Raw genomic sequence first — 17,487 nt, 5'->3', positions numbered from 1 at the left:
CCCTTCAGCTGTTCGTTCCTCTTCAGTGCATCGAGATGTGTACGTGGTCGAAGTGGTTCTCGGTGATGCTGCCCCGGTTGGACATGGTGCTCCAGCCGGACCCGTGGTTGATGCGCTGCTTCCAGATCACGTACTTGACCCCGAGCTTGGCCTTGTTCTGCAGGGTCCATTCGGCGACGCGGTCGCCCAGCGCCTGGTTGGCCGCGCTCGGCATGGAGCCGCCGCTGCTCATCATGAAGTCGCAGGCGCGCCCCAGCGGATGCTCGCCGCTCGAACCCGACCGGAAGCAGCCCACGCTGTACGGCAGCGCGAAGTTCTTCTGGATCAACGCCCGGATCGCCCGCGTACGGGCGGTGATGTTGTCCGAGCCGGACGGGAGCTGGGGAGTCCAGGTGCCGTTGGAGCGGCGGCCGGTGCTGACCGGGATGAGATCCTGCAGCTTCTTCTCGATGTCCTTGATGACGTCCTCGGCCTCGTCGCGCTGCTTGTCGACGCTCGTCGCGTCGGCGCTGACCTTGGCGGCGAGCGCGGCGGCGGCCTCGGCGGCCTTCTTCTTCTCGTCCCGGGCGTCGGCCACGCCCTGGACGACCGCCTGCTGTTCGGCGGTCAGCTGGTCGAGCACCGCCGCGCCGCCTCCGCTGGTGGGAGGCAGCACGCTGGGCAGGGAGAGCTCGGCGTTCTGGTAGCGCAGCCGGGCGATCTCGGCGACCCGCTTCTCGGCCGTCGTGAGGGCCTCTTCGGAGGTGGCGAGCCGTTCCTCGGCGGTCGCGGCGGCCTGGCGGGCCTTGGTCAGCTCGACCCGCTTGAGGTTGTAGGCCTCGATGAGCTTGTCGACCTTCTTGTTCAGGCTCTTCAGCTCGGCCCGGAGCTGGGATTCGCTGGGTTTCGGCGCGGCCGACGCGGGCGCTGAGCCGAAAGCCAGGGCCGAGGTGGCGATGAGGCCGATGGCAAGACGCGTGGGGAGCGCAGCCGCCACGAAGATGTCCTCTCCCTCTGCCGACCGGGTTAGCTGACGGGTTCGGGCATGGGAGTAGCCCTACCACCGAAGTGGATTCACCCCAGATGCGGTGGGTCCCCGGCTCCCGGGCAACGCGCCCGGAATTAGGTCCGCAACGGCAGTTATGGCCGGTGCAGAAGGGATATTAGTAGTAAAACGAAGGTCATGCGACTCCAAGCAGAAATCAATTAGTGATCTACCTGTGATCGAAGCATCCGCGCGGCCTCCTCGGGCGACACGTCGTTGACGAACGCGCCCATCGCTGACTCCGAGCCGGCCAGGAACTTCAGCTTCCCGGGGGCCCTTCTGATGCTGAACAGCTCCAGGTGCAGGTAGGCCAGCTCGCGGTCCCGCCGTACGGGCGCCTGGTGCCAGGCCGAGATGTACGGCATGGCGACGTCGAACAGCCCGTCGAGCGCCCGCAGCACCGAGGTGTAGAGCGGGGCGAAGGCTGCCCGCTCCTCCTCCGACAGCGCCGCCAGGTCGGGCGTCCGCCGGTGCGGATACACGTGCACCTCGAACGGCCAGCGGGCGGCGGCCGGCACGAAGGCGGTCCACAGCTCGTTGGCGGCGACCACCCGGGTCCCCGCGGCGCGCTCGGCGGCCAGCACGTCGGCGAACAGGTTGGCGCCCCCGTGCCGGGCGGCGTAGCGGGAGGCGGCGCCCAGCTGCAGCTTCGTCCGGGGAGTGACGTACGGGTAGGCGTAGATCTGCCCGTGCGGGTGCGTCAGGGTGATGCCGATCTCCTCGCCCCGGTTCTCGAAGCAGAACACCTGCTCGACGCCCTCCAGGGCGGACAGTTCGGCCGTACGGTCGGCCCAGGCGTCCATGACCAGCTCGACCTGCGCGGAAGACAGCCGTGAGAACGACGAGGAGTGGTCAGCGGTGAAACACATCACCTCGCACCGCCCCACCCCCGGCCGGACCTCACTCAGCCCACCCACATCCTCATAGACACCGAAATTTCCGGAAAAGGAGGGGAAGCGGTTCTCGAACACCACCACGTCATAGTCGTGCGCCGGGATCTCCGAGGCCCGCGTGCCGGACGACGGGCACAGCGGACATGCGTCAGCCGGAGGCAGGAACGTCCGGGTCTGCCGATGCCCCGCCACCGCGATCCACTCCTCGGTCAGCGGGTCGTACCGCAACTCCGAGGCCACCGGCCGGGGATCGAGCGGTCGCCGGTCGATCGCGCTCCGGTCGGCGTCGTCACGCCGGTCGAAGTAGATCAGCTCGCGTCCGTCGGCCAGGTGGGTGATGGTCCGTTTCACTGTGAATCCTCTGCGATGATCAGCTCGCCGACCCGCTCGGCCAGTTCAAGACGTGCGTCCTCGGGAAGGGCCGCGTCGCTGATGACCACGTCGGCCTCGGTCAGCTCGGCGATCGTGCTGATGCCGACCGTGTTCCACTTCGTGTGGTCGGCGGGGACGACCAGCCGGTGCGCCGCGCTCACCAGTTCCCGGTCGGTCTCCGATTCGAGCAGGTTGGGCGTGGTGAACCCGGCCCGCACCCCCATCCCGTGCACCCCGAGGAAGAGCGTGTCGACGTGCAGGCGGCGGATCGCGGCCACGGCCACGGGCCCCACCAGCGCGTCGGACGGCGTGCGGACCCCGCCGGTGAGCACGACCGTGCGGTCGGCGCGCGGATTGCGGTGGAAGACGTCGGCGACCGGGATCGAGTTGGTGATGACCGTGAGCTCGGGCACGCTGATCAGGTGATGGGCCAGCGCCCAGATGGTGGTGCCCGCAGAGAGCGCCACGGCGGTGCCCGGTCGCACCAGCCCGGCGGCGCGGCGCGCGATGGCGTCCTTCTCCCGCTGCTGGCGGGCGGACTTGGCGGTGAAGCCCGGTTCCTCGGTGGAGCCGGGGCCGAGAGCCGTGGCGCCTCCGTGCACCTTCTCCAGCAGACCCCGCTCGGCCAGCACCTCGAGGTCGCGGCGGATCGTCATGTCGGAGACGCCGAGCTCGCGCACGAGGTCGGCCACCCGGACACCACCGCTGCCGCGCACGCGCTCGAGGATGGTCTGCTGCCGCTGCTGTGCGAGCACGCTCCCACTCCTTCCAACAGATTCCACCAAATTATGACATGGAGATGTTGAAGAATGTTAGGACCGGCGGATCGCTTGTGCCGAGACGGGAGGCGCGAGACTTTGGAGATCGCATCCCACTCGATCACCGAGGAGAGGCCATGGCCAGACGCGCTCGCAAGGGCAAGGCTCGCAAGAAGAAGAAGGCCAACCACGGCAAGCGCCCCACGGCGCGTTGAACGGCAGGTCGCCCGTGGCGAGACACGCTCACCACGGGCGGCAATCTACCCCGGAAGCCCCGTGAGAGCCTCGTCGATGCGCTCCTGGGGCAGCGAGAAGTCCTCCATCGCCCCCGCCAGGTAGCGGTCGTAGGCGGCCAGGTCGAAGTGGCCGTGGCCGCACAGCGCCGTCAGGATCACCTTCTCCTCGCCGGTCTCCTTGCAGCGCAGCGCCTCGGCGATGGTCTCGGCCAGCGCGTGGGTCGGCTCCGGCGCCGGCACGATGCCCTCGGTGCGGGCGAAGCGGACACCGGCCTCGAAGCACTCGCTCTGCGACCTGCTGACCGCCTCGAACATGCCCAGCTCGTACATGTGCGAGAGCAGCGGAGACATCCCGTGATAGCGCAGGCCACCCGCGTGGATCGGGTCCGGCACGAAGTCGTGGCCGAGCGTGTGCATCTTCAGCAGCGGCGTGAACCCGGCCGTGTCGCCGAAGTCGTAGGCGTAGACGCCCCGGGTGAACGACGGGCAGGCATCGGGCTCCACCGCGCGGATCGTCGGATTGATCTTCCCGGCCAGCTTCTCGCGCAGGAAGGGGAAGACGAGGCCACCGAAGTTGGACCCGCCTCCGGTGCAGCCGATGATCACATCGGGCATCTCCTCCAGCTGCTGGAGCGCCTCCTCGCCGATCACCGTCTGGTGCATGAGCACATGGTTGAGCACGGAGCCGAGCGCGTAGCGGACGTCGTCGCCCGCGCCCGCCACCTCGACGGCCTCACTGATCGCGATGCCCAGGCTGCCCGTCGAGCCGGGGTCGCCGGCCAGGATCTTGGCGCCCGAGCTCGTCACGGGTGACGGGCTGGCGTGCACCGTCGCGCCGTACACCTGCATGAGCGAGCGGCGGTAGGGCTTCTGGTCGTAGGAGGCCCGCACCATCCAGACCTCGCACTCCAGGCCGAACTGCGCGCACGCGAAGGCCAGCGAGCTGCCCCACTGGCCGGCGCCCGTCTCGGTGGTCAGCTTGCGGACGCCCTCGCGGGCGTTGTAATAGGCCTGCGGAACGGCGGTGTTGGGTTTGTGCGAGCCGGCCGGGGAGCCGCCCTCGTACTTGTAGTAGATCCGGGCGGGAGTGCCCAGTGACTTCTCCAGCCGCCGCGCCCGCAGCAGCGGCGTCGGCCGCCACAGCCGGTAGACGTCGAGCACCTCCTGCGGGATCGCGACGAACCGCTCGGTGCTCACCTCCTGCGCGATCAGCTCCATGGGGAAGAGCGGCGCGAGATCGTCCGGCCCCACCGGCTCCCGGGTGGCCGGATGCAGCGGCGGCGGGGGCGGGGAGGGCAGGTCTGGGACGATGTTGTACCAGTGGTTCGGGATCACCGCACCAGTCTGCCTCGGTCACCCCTCGTGTTCCAGTGCTACCTGACGGCGAACCTCCGGCACGACCTCCTCGGCGAAGATCGTGAGCTGCCGCCTCTGGTCGCCGTCCGGCCAGAGCACGAACCCGTCCATGCCGTAACCGAGCGCCAGGTCGGTCAGCTCGTCCACCCACTGCGCGGCCGGCCCCTTCAGGAAGCCCTCAGAGGCGCCGTCGGTGATCGTCCCGTTGACGTTGTAGAGCCTGCGGATGTCACCCGGCCGCCTGCCCGCCTCCGTGGCGGCCTCGTCGATCCGGGCGCCGAACTCACCCAGCCGGTCGGGCGTCGCCCACGTGGACGAGGGCAGCCAGCCGTCGGCCAGCCGCCCGGTCAGGGCCAGCGCCTTCGGCCCGGTCACGCCGAGCCAGATCTCCATCGGATGCGCCGGCACGGGCCCCGACTGGGCCCCCGTCAGGTGGTAGTGCTCACCCGCGAAGCGCAGGTTGCGCTCCCCGCTCCACATCGCCCTGATCACGGCGACCGCCTCCTCCAGGGAGCCGAGCGCCTCCCTGGGCGTCCGGTGCGTCCCGCCGTACGCCTCGATCGCGTCCCAGAACGCGCCGGCGCCCAGCCCGAGCTCCACCCGCCCGCCGCTCAGCACGTCCAGGCTGGCCGCGGCCTTCGCCAGCACGGCAGGCGGCCGCAACGGCAGGCAGGCCACGTCAGGGAAGACCCGGACCCGCCCGGTCGAGGCGGCGATCACGCTGAGCAGGGTCCAGGTGTCGACGTATTTACGCTGGTAGGGATGATCCTGTACGCCGATCAGGTCCAGGCCGAGATCGTCGGCGAGCCGGGCGTACTCGACCAGCGGGTCGGCGGCATTGGGCACCAGGAAGTAGCCGAACTGGAGAGTCATACGGCCAACCTAGGCCGCCGTACGTGAATCAGCCGTCAACCTGGAGCGCGGGTCGGCCCGGACGGTCGGCCCTGATCACCACGTCGGCGGTGTCCTGGGGCCGCGCCTCGCGTTCGTAGCGCGCGTAGGCGGGCAGGCGCCACCGATCCTCGTCCGCGGTGCCGCGCTCCAGCGCCGCCTCCGACAGCCACAGGTGCACGCTCAACTCCACCGGCAGGCCCCTGCCGAGCAGCAACGTCCCGTCGAGCAACAGCACCCCGTCCCGCGGCAGCGTCTCGTACGGCAGGCGGTAGGCCCGGTCCGCCCGGCTGTCCCACAACGCCGGCAGCACCCTGCCCGAGCCGCCCGCCTCCAGCGGGGCGAGCACCTCGCGGACCAGCGCCCCGGTGTCCAGCCAGTCGTCGTAGAAGGCGTCGGGATCCGTCCTGCCGTACTCCAGTCGCAGGGAGGCGGGCCGGAGGAAGTCGGCGGCGGACACCCGCAGCACCGGCCGGCCGCGCAGCTTGAGCGGAGCCACCAGCGCGTCGGCCAGCCGCTCGGGATGAGCGGGCGGAGCCCCGTCGACGGCCACCCGCGTCCATGCCCCTCGGGGACGCCCGTCGATCCGCTCGGCCAGCTCCAGCGTCAGCGCCTCGGGCGAGATCGGTCGCACGCGCACGGAGGGGACCCTACCCTGGTCCGATCACACGGGATGGGCCCCTCCCCGGCCCGGTCACACCGCGGGCAGATAGAGGACGAATCTCGCGCCGCCGGTGAAGTCGTCGACCCGCACGTCGCCGGCGTGCGCGAGCGCCACGCCCTTCACGATGGCCAGGCCGAGCCCCGTGCCGCCCGCCTCGCGGCTGCGTGCCGTGTCGAGCCGGGAGAAGCGCTCGAAGATCCGCTCGCGGTCCGCTACGGGGATCTCCACTCCGTCGTTCTCCACGGCGATCACCGCCTTGTCCTCCTTCCGGCCGACCTCGACGCGGACGTAGTGCTCCGCGTAGCGCTCGGCGTTGTCCAGTAGATCTTTCAACGCCCTGGTCAGCTGCATTTTCACGCCGTCGACCACCACGCCGTCGGCGAGGTCCAGACGAACGGGCACCCTGTCCCTGCGAGTGGACATCACCTCGCGGACCAGCTCCGCGAGGTCCAGCCGTTCCCTGGCCACGTCCACCCGCGCTCCTGTCCTTGCCAGGAACAGCAGGTCCGACATGATCATTTCCAGGCGGTCGGTGTCACGCAGGGTCTTCTTCACCAACTCGCCCAGATCGGTGTCGTCCGGATACAGCTGGGCGCTCTCCAACTCCGCCCGCAGCCCCGCGATGGGGGTGCGCAGCTCGTGGGAGGCGTCGGAGACGAACTGGCGCTGCTGCTCGGCGGAGTGTTCGAGCCGGGACAGCGTGCCGTTGATCCGTTCGGCGAGAGCGCTCAGCTCGTCGTCGCCCGGCGGCCGCGTCACCCGGGCGCTCAGGTCGCTCGCACTCACCCGGTCGAGCTCCGCTCCCATGACCGCGACAGGTCGCAGTGCCCGGCTCATGAGCAGCCACGCCGCGAGTCCGGTGAACCCGATGAGCACCACGGTCTCGACCATTACCGCGATGTCCAGGGTACGGGTGACCAAGGCCGCGGGCATGACGCGCCCGACATAGATGATGGGGGAGCCGGACGCGATCGTCGGCCGCACGGCGGTCACCACCACGCACCTGTCGGGCAGGCAGGACCGGCCACTGAGAACGGGTTTCTCCGGGGTCGGCTGGAGGTTGCTCAGCCGAGGCAGTGTCCTGGCCTCGTCGCTGGTCGCCACGATCCGCCCGTCGGGTGAGACGATCTGCACGAGATTCACCGGAAAGGAGGGTGCCGGGACGTTCGCTCCCCGCGGGAGCGTACCCGCCTCCACCTGGGAGGCGATGCGCTCCGCCGCCTGCACGGTGTCGTCGATGGCGTTGCTCAGGATCAGGGACCTGGTCAGGATGACAGCGCCGATCCCGACGGGGATCAGCACCAACGCCGCAACGATGATCGCGAAGAGAGTGACACGTCCGCGCAGGGAACGCGCCCCGACACGGAACACACCACTGACACTACTGACGGTGACGCACGCGCTGAGTCGCGTGTCAGGAAAGCTTGGTCCAACGATCGCCCTCAGTCCGCCGGCTCGCGCCGGCGATCGGCCGCTCACGATCATCTCGGAGCGGAGTTCCCGCCGGAGGCTTTCTGTCTCGTAGGGCCTCGAACCACCATCGCCGCGTACGCCTGCCATTCGGCACCGACGAACGCCCGCTCTAGGTAGATGAAGATGCTCACGGCGGGTGATCGTATGCCGGGGGGCGAGCCTCCGAGAGCTGATGACCGGGACGGCCCAGGCTCGGGATCATCTCCCTGACCTGGGCCTCAGTGCGTGGAGCGGACGACGGGAATCGAACCCGCGTAGCTAGTTTGGAAGACTAGGGCTCTACCATTGAGCTACGTCCGCGCGAACCGGTCGAAGTCTGGTCTAGACTTCATCCGGCGTTAGGGCGTAAGCGTACCGGAGGAGCGGAGCGCGTGCGCAACCGGCGCGACGGGGCGTGGCGCAGCTTGGCAGCGCGCTTGCTTTGGGAGCAAGAAGTCGCAGGTTCAAATCCTGTCGCCCCGACAGGCTCAAAGGCCTCTCCCGATACAGGGAGGGGCCTTCTTTTTTACTTCTTCCGTCACCAGGCAGTCGCGCGCGGGGATCCAGCGCTTGCCCCGTGACCCACGTCGTCACGCGCCTCGAAACCCAGCGCGTCGTGGTAGAAGGCCCGCTCGATGCGCCGAGTCATGAGGTAGCTGTAGGGCGACTCGCCGTAGACGGCACGGAACTCCCGGCTCAGGAGTCGGTGCGGAAGAGCGCCCAGACGGCCTTGCCGCCGCGGTCGAGCGCGTCCCAGCCCCAGCATTGGCTGTAGGTCTCGACGATGTAGAGGCCGCGCCCGTTCTCGGAGATGAAGTCGGGCTCCTTCGGCCGCGGCACCTCGTCACTCGGGTCGGCCACGGCCAGCAGTACGTGCGGGCTCACGCGCATCAGCAGGAGTTGGATCTCGCGACGGCCGCGCGCGTACATCGCGTACCTGACGGCGTTGGTCACCAGCTCCGACACGACCAGTGCGGCGTCATCGCCCAGCTCAGGCAGGCCCCAGCTACGCAGTGTCGAGCGGGTCACGTCCCGGGCGGTCTTCACGGAATCGGCCTGGAAGGGTAACGGGCACGAGGTGGTGTACGGCTTGTGTGCCGTCAGGAGGGTTTCGAAGCCGACCTCACGGGTTATCTGCAGGCAATCGGCAGTGGCCAAGGGGTCCTCCACCATCCCGCCGATACCTCCAGATAGCCTCGAATTTGTGCATGTTTGGCCAATATGCACTAGACCATCATGGATCACGACTCCGGGTCGCTGCAAGACCCAAATGCACGTGCAGGTGCAATGTGCAGAAGCATGCGCGTTGAGTGATGTGGGTAACCGAATCGGACACCAGGTTGGGACCTTGTCATACGCGCCGAAGAGGTGTCACTGTGTGTGCGGACCTTGATAGGAGGCAGAGTGACGCAGAACCCGCCGGGTTCCGGCCCTACGGCGCTGCGTATCCTGCTGGGCTCTCAGCTGCGCAAGCTGAGAGAGGGTAAGGGCGTAAGTCGCGAAGAGGCGGGCCACCTGATCAGGGGGTCCGAATCCAAGATCAGTCGCATGGAGCTCGGCCGTGTCGGGTTCAAGGAGCGCGACGTGGCAGACCTGTTGACGCTTTACGGCGTCGTCGACAAACAGGCGCGCTCGGCGGTGCTCGACCTGGTCGCCACGGCCAACGAGCCGGGATGGTGGCACAGGTTCAACGACGTCCTGCCGACGTGGTTCCAGGCGTACGTCGGCCTGGAGGAGGCCGCCGCGCGGATCAGGACGTACGAGGTCCAGTTCATCCCCGGCCTGCTGCAGACCAAGGAGTACGCCAGGGCGGTCGTCACGGCGGGCGCGGCCGGCATCGGCGCCGAGGAGATCGCCCGCAGGGTCGACCTCCGGCTGGAGCGCCAGCGTGTGCTCGACCGGTCCGACGGGCCGATCTTCTGGGCGGTCATCGACGAGGCCGCGCTGCGCCGCCCGATCGGCGGTGTCGAGGTGATGCGGGCCCAGATCCAGCACCTCATGGAGCTGATGCGCCAGCCGGCCATCACGATCCAGATCATGCCGTTCAGCTTCGGCGGCCACAGTGCCGAGGGCGGCGCGTTCAGCATCCTGCGCTTCCCCGACTCCGACCTGCCCGACGTGGTCTATGTCGAGCAGCTCGCCAGCGCTCTCTACCTGGACAAGCGCGAGGACGTCGACAAGTACACTGAGGTGATGGAGCGGCTCTGTGCCGTCAGCACCACGCCGGACGAAACGGTCGAGTTGCTGCGGTCGATCGCCGAAGAGTTCTGAGGCTCGTCGCGTCGCTGTCGGGTAGGCATCTACCCTAGACTGGCGCACGGCGCTTGGATCCCGCCGAGGCGGAGCATGCCCCAGTGTCGCTCATGTGGGCGCGGCGCGTGAGCCGTACCGAATGGACGCGCCCGCGATCACTCGAAGCTTGATCAAGGAGACCACCCCGTGAAGACCGCTGTCGAGGAGCTCAGCCCGACCCGGGTGAAGCTCACTGTCGAGGTGCCGTTCGACGAACTGCGCCCGAGCATGGATGCGGCATACAAGAAGGTCGCGCAGCAGGTGCGCGTCCCCGGGTTCCGTCCTGGCAAGGTCCCGGCCCGCATCATCGAGCAGCGCTTCGGCCGGGCGGTGGTGCTGGAGGAGACCCTCAACGACGCGGTGCCCAAGCTGTACGGCCAGGCCGTCGACGAGGTCGACGTGTTCCCGGTCAGCCAGCCTGACATCGAGGTCACGAAGATCGAAGACGGTGAGCAGATCGAGTTCACCGCCGAGGTGGACATCCGTCCCAGCTTCGACGTACCCGACTACCAGGGCGTCGAGATCACCGTCGACTCCGCCGAGGTCTCAGACGCCGACGTCGACGTCCAGCTCGACGCGCTGCGCCAGCGCTTCGCCACGCTGACCGGTGTCGAGCGCCCGGCCGCCACCGGCGACTTCGTGGTCATGGACCTGCGGGCCGAGATCGACGGCCAGAACATCGAGGAGCAGCAGGCGAGCGAGGTCTCCTACGAGGTCGGCGCCGGCTCGGTGCTCCAGGGTCTCGACGCCGCCCTCGAGGGCATGTCCGCGGGCGAGGAGAAGGGCTTCAAGACCGAGCTCGTCGGTGGTGAGAACGCCGGCGAGGAGGCCGACGTGATCATCACCGTCAAGACGGTGAAGGAGAAGGTCCTGCCCGAGCTCGACGACGAGTTCGCGCAGATGGCGAGCGAGTTCGACTCTCTCGACGAGCTCAAGGAGAGCATCCGCGAGCAGTCCCGCCGCAACAAGCTGATCGACCAGGTCGTCCAGGCCCGCGAGAAGGCCCTCGACACGCTGCTGGATAAGATCGAGATCCCGATCCCCGAGAGCGCGCTCAAGGCCGAGATCGACGCCCGCAAGCACAACCTCGACCACCAGATCGCCGAGAGCGGTCTCAGCCGTGACGCGTTCTTCCGTCTCTACCAGACGACGGAGGAGGAGCGGCTCGCCGACTTCGAGTCCGGCTCGAACAAGGCCATCAAGATCGGCTTCGTGCTTGACAAGATCGTCAAGTCCGAGGAGCTGGGCGTCTCCGAGCAGGAGCTGACCAACTTCGTCGTCCGCCGCGCCATGGAGATGGGCGTCCAGCCCAACCAGCTGGCCCAGCATCTGGCCGACAACGACCAGCTCACGCTGGCCATGGTCGAGATCGTTCGCGACAAGGCCAAGTCCGTCGTCGGCGACGCCGCCAAGGTCGTCGACACCGACGGCAACGAGGTCGACCTCAAGGCCATCTACGCCGAGATCAACGGCGAAGAGGTCGCCGAGGAGCCGGCCGAGGACAAGCCCGAGGCGTAACCCCTCCCAGGCGTTCCGAGGCCCTCGAACCTGACCGGTTCGAGGGCCTCAGGCATGTCAGGGACGGCCGCCGCGGCCCTGCCCGTACCCAGCGGACAGCCTGTGCCGACTCGTCCGCGAGCGCGACGTTCGCGGGCCTCTGGAGGTTCCATCCGAGGCCCTGCCGACACCTGCGCCGTCAGCGAACAGTCCACGGACGGGGCATGAGCTAGGTGCGCCGCGCGTTAAGGTCACAAGCAAAGCCAATCGATAACGACGCATCGGAAGGTGACGCTGTGACCAGCCCGCCGACCTTCTATCAGCCTGAGTCGCGAGGCCGTGAGAACGGCTCGTCCTTCCGGCTTGAGGACCAGCTTTACCAGCGCCTGCTGCGCGAGCGCATCATCGTGCTCGGTCAGGAGGTGAACGACGAGATCGCCAACCGCATCTGCGCGGAGTTGCTGCTGCTCGCGGCCGACGATCCCGAGCGTGACATCACGCTCTACATCAACTCGCCGGGGGGCTCGGTGAGTGCGGGCATGGCGATTTACGACATGATGGAGTACGTACCGAATGACGTCTCCACGGTTGTGATGGGCATGGCGGCCTCGATGGGGCAGTTCCTGCTCACCGCCGGCACCCGGGGCAAGCGCTACGGGCTGCCGCACGCGAGGGTCATGATGCACCAGCCGTCCGGAGGCATCGGTGGCACCGCCGCCGACATCGCCATCCAGGCGGAGCAGATGCTTTACGTGAAGAAGACGCTGGCCGAGCGCATCGCTTACCACACCGGCCAGCCTCTCGATCAGATCGAGGCAGATTCCGACCGCGACCGCTGGTTCACGGCCGACGAGGCCAAGGACTACGGCTTCATCGACCACGTCGTGCGCAGCGCGCGGCAGGTGCCCTCGCAGGGTCCTGTCTCTTAGGGGGAGTTGAAGTGAACATCCAGAGCCGTTACGTTCTCCCCTCCTTCGTCGAGCGCACGTCGTATGGCGTGAAGGAGATGAACCCGTACAACAAGCTCTTCGAGGACCGCATCATCTTCCTCGGGGTGCAGATCGACGACGCGTCGGCCAACGACGTGATGGCCCAGCTGCTGACGCTGGAGTCGCTCGATCCCGACCGTGACATCAGCATCTACATCAACTCGCCGGGTGGCTCCTTCACCGCCATGACGGCGATTTACGACACGATGCAGTTCGTCCGGCCGGAGATTCAGACCGTCTGCCTGGGGCAGGCCGCCTCCGCCGCGGCCGTGCTGCTGGCGGGCGGCACGCCGGGCAAGCGGTTCGCGCTTCCCAACGCCCGGATGCTCATCCACCAGCCCTCCACCGAGGGTGGCGGCCAGGGCAGCGACATCGAGATCCAGGCCCGCGAGATCCTTCGCATGCGCTCCCTCCTTGAGGAGATGGTGGCGAAGCACTCCGGAAAGAGCGCCGCGGAAGTCCGGAAGGACATCGAACGCGACAAAATTCTCAACGCGGACGAGGCAAAGGCGTATGGTCTGATCGACGACATCATCCCGTCGCGGAAGAAGCGAGCTCAGGCGGTTGCTTCCTGACGAGATGTGACGCACCGGAGCGCTGCCTAATTGGGCACGTTCCGGTGCGACTCGCCGCCAGGGGGCTCACTGAGGGCCCAGAAGACGGTAACGTCGAAACCTGAGCGGTTCGGACCGGGTCCGGAGGATACGGATCGCGGAGCAGGGCGGTCCCACGCAAAGGAGTATCTGGGGTGGCACGCATCGGCGACGGGGGAGACCTGCTGAAGTGCTCGTTCTGCGGAAAGAGCCAGAAGCAAGTCAAGAAGCTCATTGCCGGTCCAGGCGTCTACATCTGCGATGAGTGCATCGATCTCTGCAACGAGATCATCGAGGAGGAGCTCTCCGAGTCCTCCGAGCTCAAGTGGGACAACCTGCCCAAGCCGAGGGAGATCTACGAGTTCCTCGACGCCTACGTCATCGGTCAGGACAAGGCGAAGAAGGCGCTCTCGGTGGCGGTCTACAACCACTACAAGCGGGTGCAGTCCGGTGACCGGGGCAGAGACGACGGCTTGGAGCTGGCCAAGAGCAACATCTTGTTGCTCGGCCCCACGGGCTCGGGCAAGACGCTGCTCGCGCAGACGCTGGCGAAGATGCTCAACGTGCCCTTCGCCATCGCCGACGCGACCGCGCTGACCGAGGCGGGATATGTCGGCGAGGACGTCGAGAACATCCTGCTCAAGCTCATCCAGGCCGCTGACTACGACGTCAAGAAGGCCGAGACCGGCATCATCTACATCGACGAGGTCGACAAGATCGCTCGCAAGAGCGAAAACCCGTCGATCACCCGCGACGTCTCCGGTGAGGGCGTGCAGCAGGCGCTGCTGAAGATCCTCGAGGGCACGACCGCGAGCGTTCCGCCGCAGGGCGGCCGCAAGCACCCGCACCAGGAGTTCATCCAGATCGACACCACCAACGTGCTGTTCATCTGCGGTGGTGCCTTCGCCGGCCTCGAGAAGATCATCGAGTCGCGCATCGGCAAGAAGGGCATCGGCTTCAACGCCATCATCCGGTCGAAGGAAGAGGTCGACACGGCCGACATCTTCGGCGACGTGATGCCCGAGGACCTGCTGAAGTTCGGCATGATCCCCGAGTTCGTGGGCCGTCTTCCGGTCATCACCTCGGTGCACAACCTCGACCGCGAGGCGCTCATCCAGATCCTCACCGAGCCACGCAACGCGCTGGTGAAGCAGTACCGCAAGCTGCTGGAGCTCGACGGCGTGGAGCTGGAGTTCACCGACGGCGCGCTCGAAGCCATCGCCGACCAGGCCATCCTGCGCGGCACCGGTGCCCGCGGGTTGCGCGCCATCCTTGAGGAGGTGCTCCAGTCCGTCATGTACGAGGTGCCCTCCCGCAAGGACGTCGCCCGCGTGGTCATCACTCGCGAGTCCGTGCTCGAACACGCGATCCCGACCCTCGTACCTCGTGACCAGCTGGCAGCCAAGCAGCAGCGCACGCCACGCGAGAAGTCCGCCTGATCTCTCCCCGCGACGCAGGCGCCCCATGGACACCCACCATGGGGCGTTTCGCTTTCGCCCTTCCCTAGAATTGGTCACTGTGACAACGCCAGAGCTGCCCACCCAATACACCCCGGCCGACGTCGAGACCCGCAGCTACGAACGCTGGGTGTCCGCCGGCTACTTCCACGCCGACCCGGGCAGCTCACGGGCGCCGTACAGCATCGTCCTGCCGCCGCCCAATGTGACGGGCGTGCTCCACATCGGCCACGCGCTCGACCACTCCATCCAGGACGCCCTGAGCCGCCGCGCCCGGATGCGGGGTCAGGAGACTCTCTGGCTGCCCGGCATGGACCACGCCGGCATCGCCACCCAGAACGTCGTGGAGCGCGAGCTGGCCAAGCAGGGCCTGTCCCGCCACGATCTCGGCCGTGAGGCGTTCGTGGAACGGGTGTGGGAGTGGAAGGAGGAGTCCGGCGGCCGGATCCTCGGCCAGATGCGCAAGCTCGGCGACAGCGTCGACTGGGAACGCGAGCGCTTCACCATGGACGAGGGGCTCTCCCGGGCCGTCCACACGATCTTCAAGAAGCTCTTCGACGACGGGCTGGTCTACCGGGCCGAGCGCATCATCAACTGGTGCCCGCGCTGCCTGACCGCGCTGTCCGACATCGAGGTGGAGCACAGCGAGGACGAGGGCGAGCTGGTCTCGATCCGCTACTCCGACGAGATCGTGGTCGCCACCACGCGGGCGGAGACGATGCTCGGCGACACCGCCGTGGCCGTCCATCCCTCCGACGAGCGCTACGCGCACCTGGTCGGCACCCTCGTCGAGCTGCCGCTGACCGGGCGCATGATCCCGGTGGTCGCCGACGAGCACGTCGATCCCGCGTTCGGAACCGGTGCGGTCAAGGTGACTCCGGCTCACGACCCCAACGACTTCGAGATCGGGCGGCGTCATTCACTGCCGTCGCTCACGGTCATGGACGAGCGGGGCGTCATCACCGCCCACGGTCCGTTCCAGGGGCTCGACCGCTTCGAGGCGAGGCCGGCGGTCGTCGCCGCGCTGCGCGCCGAAGGCCGCATCGTGGCCGAGAAGCGTCCCTACCTCCACTCGGTGGGCCACTGCTCCCGCTGCAAGACCGTGGTCGAGCCGCGGCTGTCGCTGCAGTGGTTCGTCAACGTCTCGCCTCTGGCCAAGGCCGCGGGTGACGCCGTGCGTGACGGACGCACCCGCATTCACCCGCCGGAGCTGGCCAAGCGCTACTTCGACTGGGTCGACGACATGCACGACTGGTGCATCTCGCGGCAGCTGTGGTGGGGCCACCGGATCCCGGTCTGGTACGGCCCTGAGGGCGAGATCGTGTGCGTGGGCCCCGACGAGACGCCGCCGGCCGGCTATACGCAGGACCCAGACGTGCTCGACACCTGGTTCTCCTCGGGCCTGTGGCCGTTCTCCACGCTGGGCTGGCCCGACGACACGCCCGAGCTCGCGCGTTTCTACCCGACCTCCGTCCTCGTCACGGGCTACGACATCCTGTTCTTCTGGGTCGCCCGGATGATGATGTTCGGCCTGTACGCCATGGACGGCGAGCCGCCGTTCCGCGTGGTCGCCCTGCACGGCATGGTCCGCGACCAGTACGGCAAGAAGATGTCCAAGTCGTTCGGCAACGTGGTCGACCCGCTCGACTGGATCGAGCGCTTCGGCGCCGACGCCACCCGTTTCACGCTGCTGCGAGGCGCCAACCCCGGCGCCGATGTCGCGGTCAGCGAGGAGTGGGCCGCCGGTTCACGCAACTTCTGCAACAAGATCTGGAACGCCACCCGGTTCGCGCTGATGAACGGCGCGGCGGTCGGCTCTCTCGACGGGCTCGACCTGACACCCGTCGATCGGTGGATCCTGTCGCGGCTGCAGAGTGTGATCTCGGCCGCTGACGACGCCTTCGAGGAGTTCGAGTTCGCCAAGGCGTCCGATCTGCTCTACCACTTCGCGTGGGACGAGGTCTGCGACTGGTATCTCGAGCTGGCCAAGATCCAGCTCGGCGAGGGCCTGGAGCACACCCGGCTGGTTCTCGGACACGTGCTCGACACGTTGCTGCGGCTGATGCATCCGCTGGTGCCCTTCGTCACCGAGGAGCTGTGGCGTGCTGTCACGGGCGGCGACTCCATCGTGGTGGCCCCGTGGCCGGTGCCCGAATCCCGCTACATCGACGCCATGGCCGAGTCGGAGATCGGGGCGCTGCAGGAGCTCGTGACCGAGGTTCGCAGGTTCCGCTCCGATCAGGGGCTGAAGCCGGGCCAGAAGGTGGCCGCCCGCCTCGGGCTCGCCGGCACGCCGCTCGCGGCCCAGGAGAACGCCGCCCGGTCGCTGCTGCGGCTGACGGAGCCCTCCGAGGCGTTCACCGCCACGGCGCAGTTCAGCGTGGGGGGAGTGACGGTGGAGATCGACACCGCGGGCGCCATCGACGTCGTGGCAGAGCGCAAGCGGCTGGAGAAGGATCTGGCGGTCGCCCGCAAGGAGGCCGCGCAGTCGGCTGCCAAGCTGGGCAACGAGCAGTTCATGTCCAAGGCCCCCGATGACGTGGTGGCCAAGGTCAGAGGGCGGGCGCAGGCGGCGGCGGCTGACATCGAGAGGCTCGAGGGCCAGCTCGCCACCCTGGGCGTTTGAGCTCTTCCCACGAGGGGAAGACTGATTCGTTACCGAAGTTGGACCTTGGACGCCGTCGAGGCTGGTAAAGTTTTCAACGCAGGGCAGTTGGCCCTGTCCTCCCTCTGATCAATCTCTGGGCGTGGGGCATGCTCCAACAGCTGTTGGACATGAGCCAAATGTTCGGGTAAGTTAGCAGGGTTGCCTCGAAGCGAGGATGGTCCGGAAGCTACCGGATCGGGCGGTTTGACAAGAAACGCCCAGATCTGGTACGATGGACACAATGGAACTGTGCGCCTCCTGCAGTTTGGGAGTACGCGTCCGTTTCTTGAGAACTCAACAGTGTGTTAAAAGCCAGTGCATGATGCACAACCCCGTCATGTATGTGACGGATTCCTTTGGTTGACA

At 67.6% G+C, this 17,487-nt stretch carries 15 protein-coding genes, 2 tRNA genes, 1 pseudogene and 1 riboswitch; of the genes and pseudogenes, 8 read left to right on the top strand and 10 right to left on the bottom strand.

What is annotated here, in order from left to right:
• Positions 1 to 22: 22 nt before the first annotated feature.
• From AB0I38_RS20190 to AB0I38_RS20180, 3 genes are all read right to left on the bottom strand, one after another.
• A complete protein-coding gene (locus AB0I38_RS20190; protein WP_358469836.1) occupies positions 23 to 976 on the bottom strand; it encodes a coiled-coil domain-containing protein in 954 nt (317 codons plus the stop codon).
• Positions 977 to 980: 4 nt separating this feature from the next.
• Positions 981 to 1,118: riboswitch (cyclic di-AMP (ydaO/yuaA leader) on the bottom strand.
• 67 nt (positions 1,119 to 1,185) lie between these two features.
• Entirely contained in the window at positions 1,186 to 2,268 is a 1,083-nt protein-coding gene (gene galT, locus AB0I38_RS20185; protein ID WP_358469833.1) for a galactose-1-phosphate uridylyltransferase, read from the bottom strand.
• The gene (locus AB0I38_RS20180; RefSeq protein WP_358469830.1) at positions 2,265 to 3,044 is read right to left on the bottom strand and encodes a DeoR/GlpR family DNA-binding transcription regulator; all 780 of its coding nucleotides are present in this window, start codon (positions 3,042 to 3,044) and stop codon (positions 2,265 to 2,267) included. The genes galT and AB0I38_RS20180 overlap by 4 nt, the downstream gene beginning before the upstream one ends.
• 140 nt (positions 3,045 to 3,184) lie before the next feature.
• Here AB0I38_RS20180 and AB0I38_RS40410 point away from each other — a divergent pair, with 140 nt between their 5' ends.
• Positions 3,185 to 3,262: a 50S ribosomal protein bL37 gene (locus AB0I38_RS40410; protein ID WP_371252575.1), complete on the top strand. Its 78-nt coding sequence runs from the start codon at positions 3,185 to 3,187 to the stop codon at positions 3,260 to 3,262.
• Between the two features lie 45 nt (positions 3,263 to 3,307).
• Here the strand turns inward: AB0I38_RS40410 and AB0I38_RS20175 are convergent, their stop codons facing one another.
• The 5 genes from AB0I38_RS20175 to AB0I38_RS20155 all read right to left on the bottom strand — a co-directional run bounded on the left by AB0I38_RS20175 (position 3,308) and on the right by AB0I38_RS20155 (position 7,967).
• Positions 3,308 to 4,618, bottom strand: a complete 1,311-nt coding sequence (locus tag AB0I38_RS20175; protein WP_358469827.1) for a TrpB-like pyridoxal phosphate-dependent enzyme — start codon at positions 4,616 to 4,618, stop codon at positions 3,308 to 3,310.
• Positions 4,619 to 4,636: 18 nt separating this feature from the next.
• Positions 4,637 to 5,512, bottom strand: a complete 876-nt coding sequence (locus AB0I38_RS20170) for an LLM class flavin-dependent oxidoreductase (RefSeq protein ID WP_358469824.1) — start codon at positions 5,510 to 5,512, stop codon at positions 4,637 to 4,639.
• Between the two features lie 28 nt (positions 5,513 to 5,540).
• Entirely contained in the window at positions 5,541 to 6,170 is a 630-nt protein-coding gene (locus AB0I38_RS20165; RefSeq protein ID WP_358469821.1) for a uridine kinase, read from the bottom strand.
• Positions 6,171 to 6,224: 54 nt separating this feature from the next.
• Complete coding sequence (locus AB0I38_RS20160) at positions 6,225 to 7,565, bottom strand: sensor histidine kinase (protein ID WP_358469818.1); 1,341 nt, start codon at positions 7,563 to 7,565, stop codon at positions 6,225 to 6,227.
• Between the two features lie 328 nt (positions 7,566 to 7,893).
• A tRNA-Gly gene (locus AB0I38_RS20155) sits at positions 7,894 to 7,967 on the bottom strand.
• 88 nt (positions 7,968 to 8,055) lie between these two features.
• Between AB0I38_RS20155 and AB0I38_RS20150 the strand changes: the two genes are divergently transcribed.
• Positions 8,056 to 8,129, top strand: a tRNA-Pro gene (locus tag AB0I38_RS20150).
• A gap of 142 nt (positions 8,130 to 8,271) precedes the next feature.
• Here the strand turns inward: AB0I38_RS20150 and AB0I38_RS20145 are convergent.
• Both AB0I38_RS20145 and AB0I38_RS20140 read right to left on the bottom strand, forming a co-directional pair.
• A pseudogene (locus AB0I38_RS20145) lies at positions 8,272 to 8,346 on the bottom strand (AraC family transcriptional regulator); the annotation flags it as partial.
• The gene (locus AB0I38_RS20140) at positions 8,343 to 8,804 is read right to left on the bottom strand and encodes an ATP-binding protein (protein WP_358469815.1); all 462 of its coding nucleotides are present in this window, start codon (positions 8,802 to 8,804) and stop codon (positions 8,343 to 8,345) included. The pseudogene AB0I38_RS20145 and the gene AB0I38_RS20140, both read right to left, overlap by 4 nt.
• 246 nt (positions 8,805 to 9,050) lie before the next feature.
• On the opposite strand from AB0I38_RS20140, the gene AB0I38_RS20135 reads away from it, so the two are divergent.
• The 6 genes from AB0I38_RS20135 (at position 9,051) to AB0I38_RS20110 (ending at position 17,100) form a co-directional block, all read left to right on the top strand.
• Positions 9,051 to 9,917 carry a helix-turn-helix domain-containing protein gene (locus tag AB0I38_RS20135; protein WP_358469812.1) on the top strand — a complete coding sequence of 289 codons (867 nt, stop codon included), beginning with the start codon at positions 9,051 to 9,053 and terminating at the stop codon, positions 9,915 to 9,917.
• Positions 9,918 to 10,085: 168 nt separating this feature from the next.
• Complete coding sequence (gene tig, locus AB0I38_RS20130; RefSeq protein ID WP_358469809.1) at positions 10,086 to 11,456, top strand: trigger factor; 1,371 nt, start codon at positions 10,086 to 10,088, stop codon at positions 11,454 to 11,456.
• 275 nt (positions 11,457 to 11,731) lie between these two features.
• Positions 11,732 to 12,364, top strand: a complete 633-nt coding sequence (locus AB0I38_RS20125) for a ClpP family protease (RefSeq protein WP_189127655.1) — start codon at positions 11,732 to 11,734, stop codon at positions 12,362 to 12,364.
• 11 nt (positions 12,365 to 12,375) lie between these two features.
• Positions 12,376 to 12,999: an ATP-dependent Clp protease proteolytic subunit gene (locus AB0I38_RS20120; RefSeq protein WP_358469806.1), complete on the top strand. Its 624-nt coding sequence runs from the start codon at positions 12,376 to 12,378 to the stop codon at positions 12,997 to 12,999.
• 173 nt (positions 13,000 to 13,172) lie between these two features.
• Entirely contained in the window at positions 13,173 to 14,456 is a 1,284-nt protein-coding gene (gene clpX, locus AB0I38_RS20115) for an ATP-dependent Clp protease ATP-binding subunit ClpX (protein WP_189127653.1), read from the top strand.
• 70 nt (positions 14,457 to 14,526) lie between these two features.
• Positions 14,527 to 17,100, top strand: coding sequence for a valine--tRNA ligase (locus AB0I38_RS20110; RefSeq protein ID WP_358469802.1), 2,574 nt, complete (start codon positions 14,527 to 14,529; stop codon positions 17,098 to 17,100).
• Positions 17,101 to 17,487 lie beyond the last annotated feature (387 nt).

Origin of the sequence: Nonomuraea cavernae, assembly GCF_040655715.1 — a bacterium.
Classification (GTDB): domain Bacteria; phylum Actinomycetota; class Actinomycetes; order Streptosporangiales; family Streptosporangiaceae; genus Nonomuraea; species Nonomuraea cavernae_A.
This window is presented reverse-complemented; position numbering and strand designations above follow the sequence as displayed.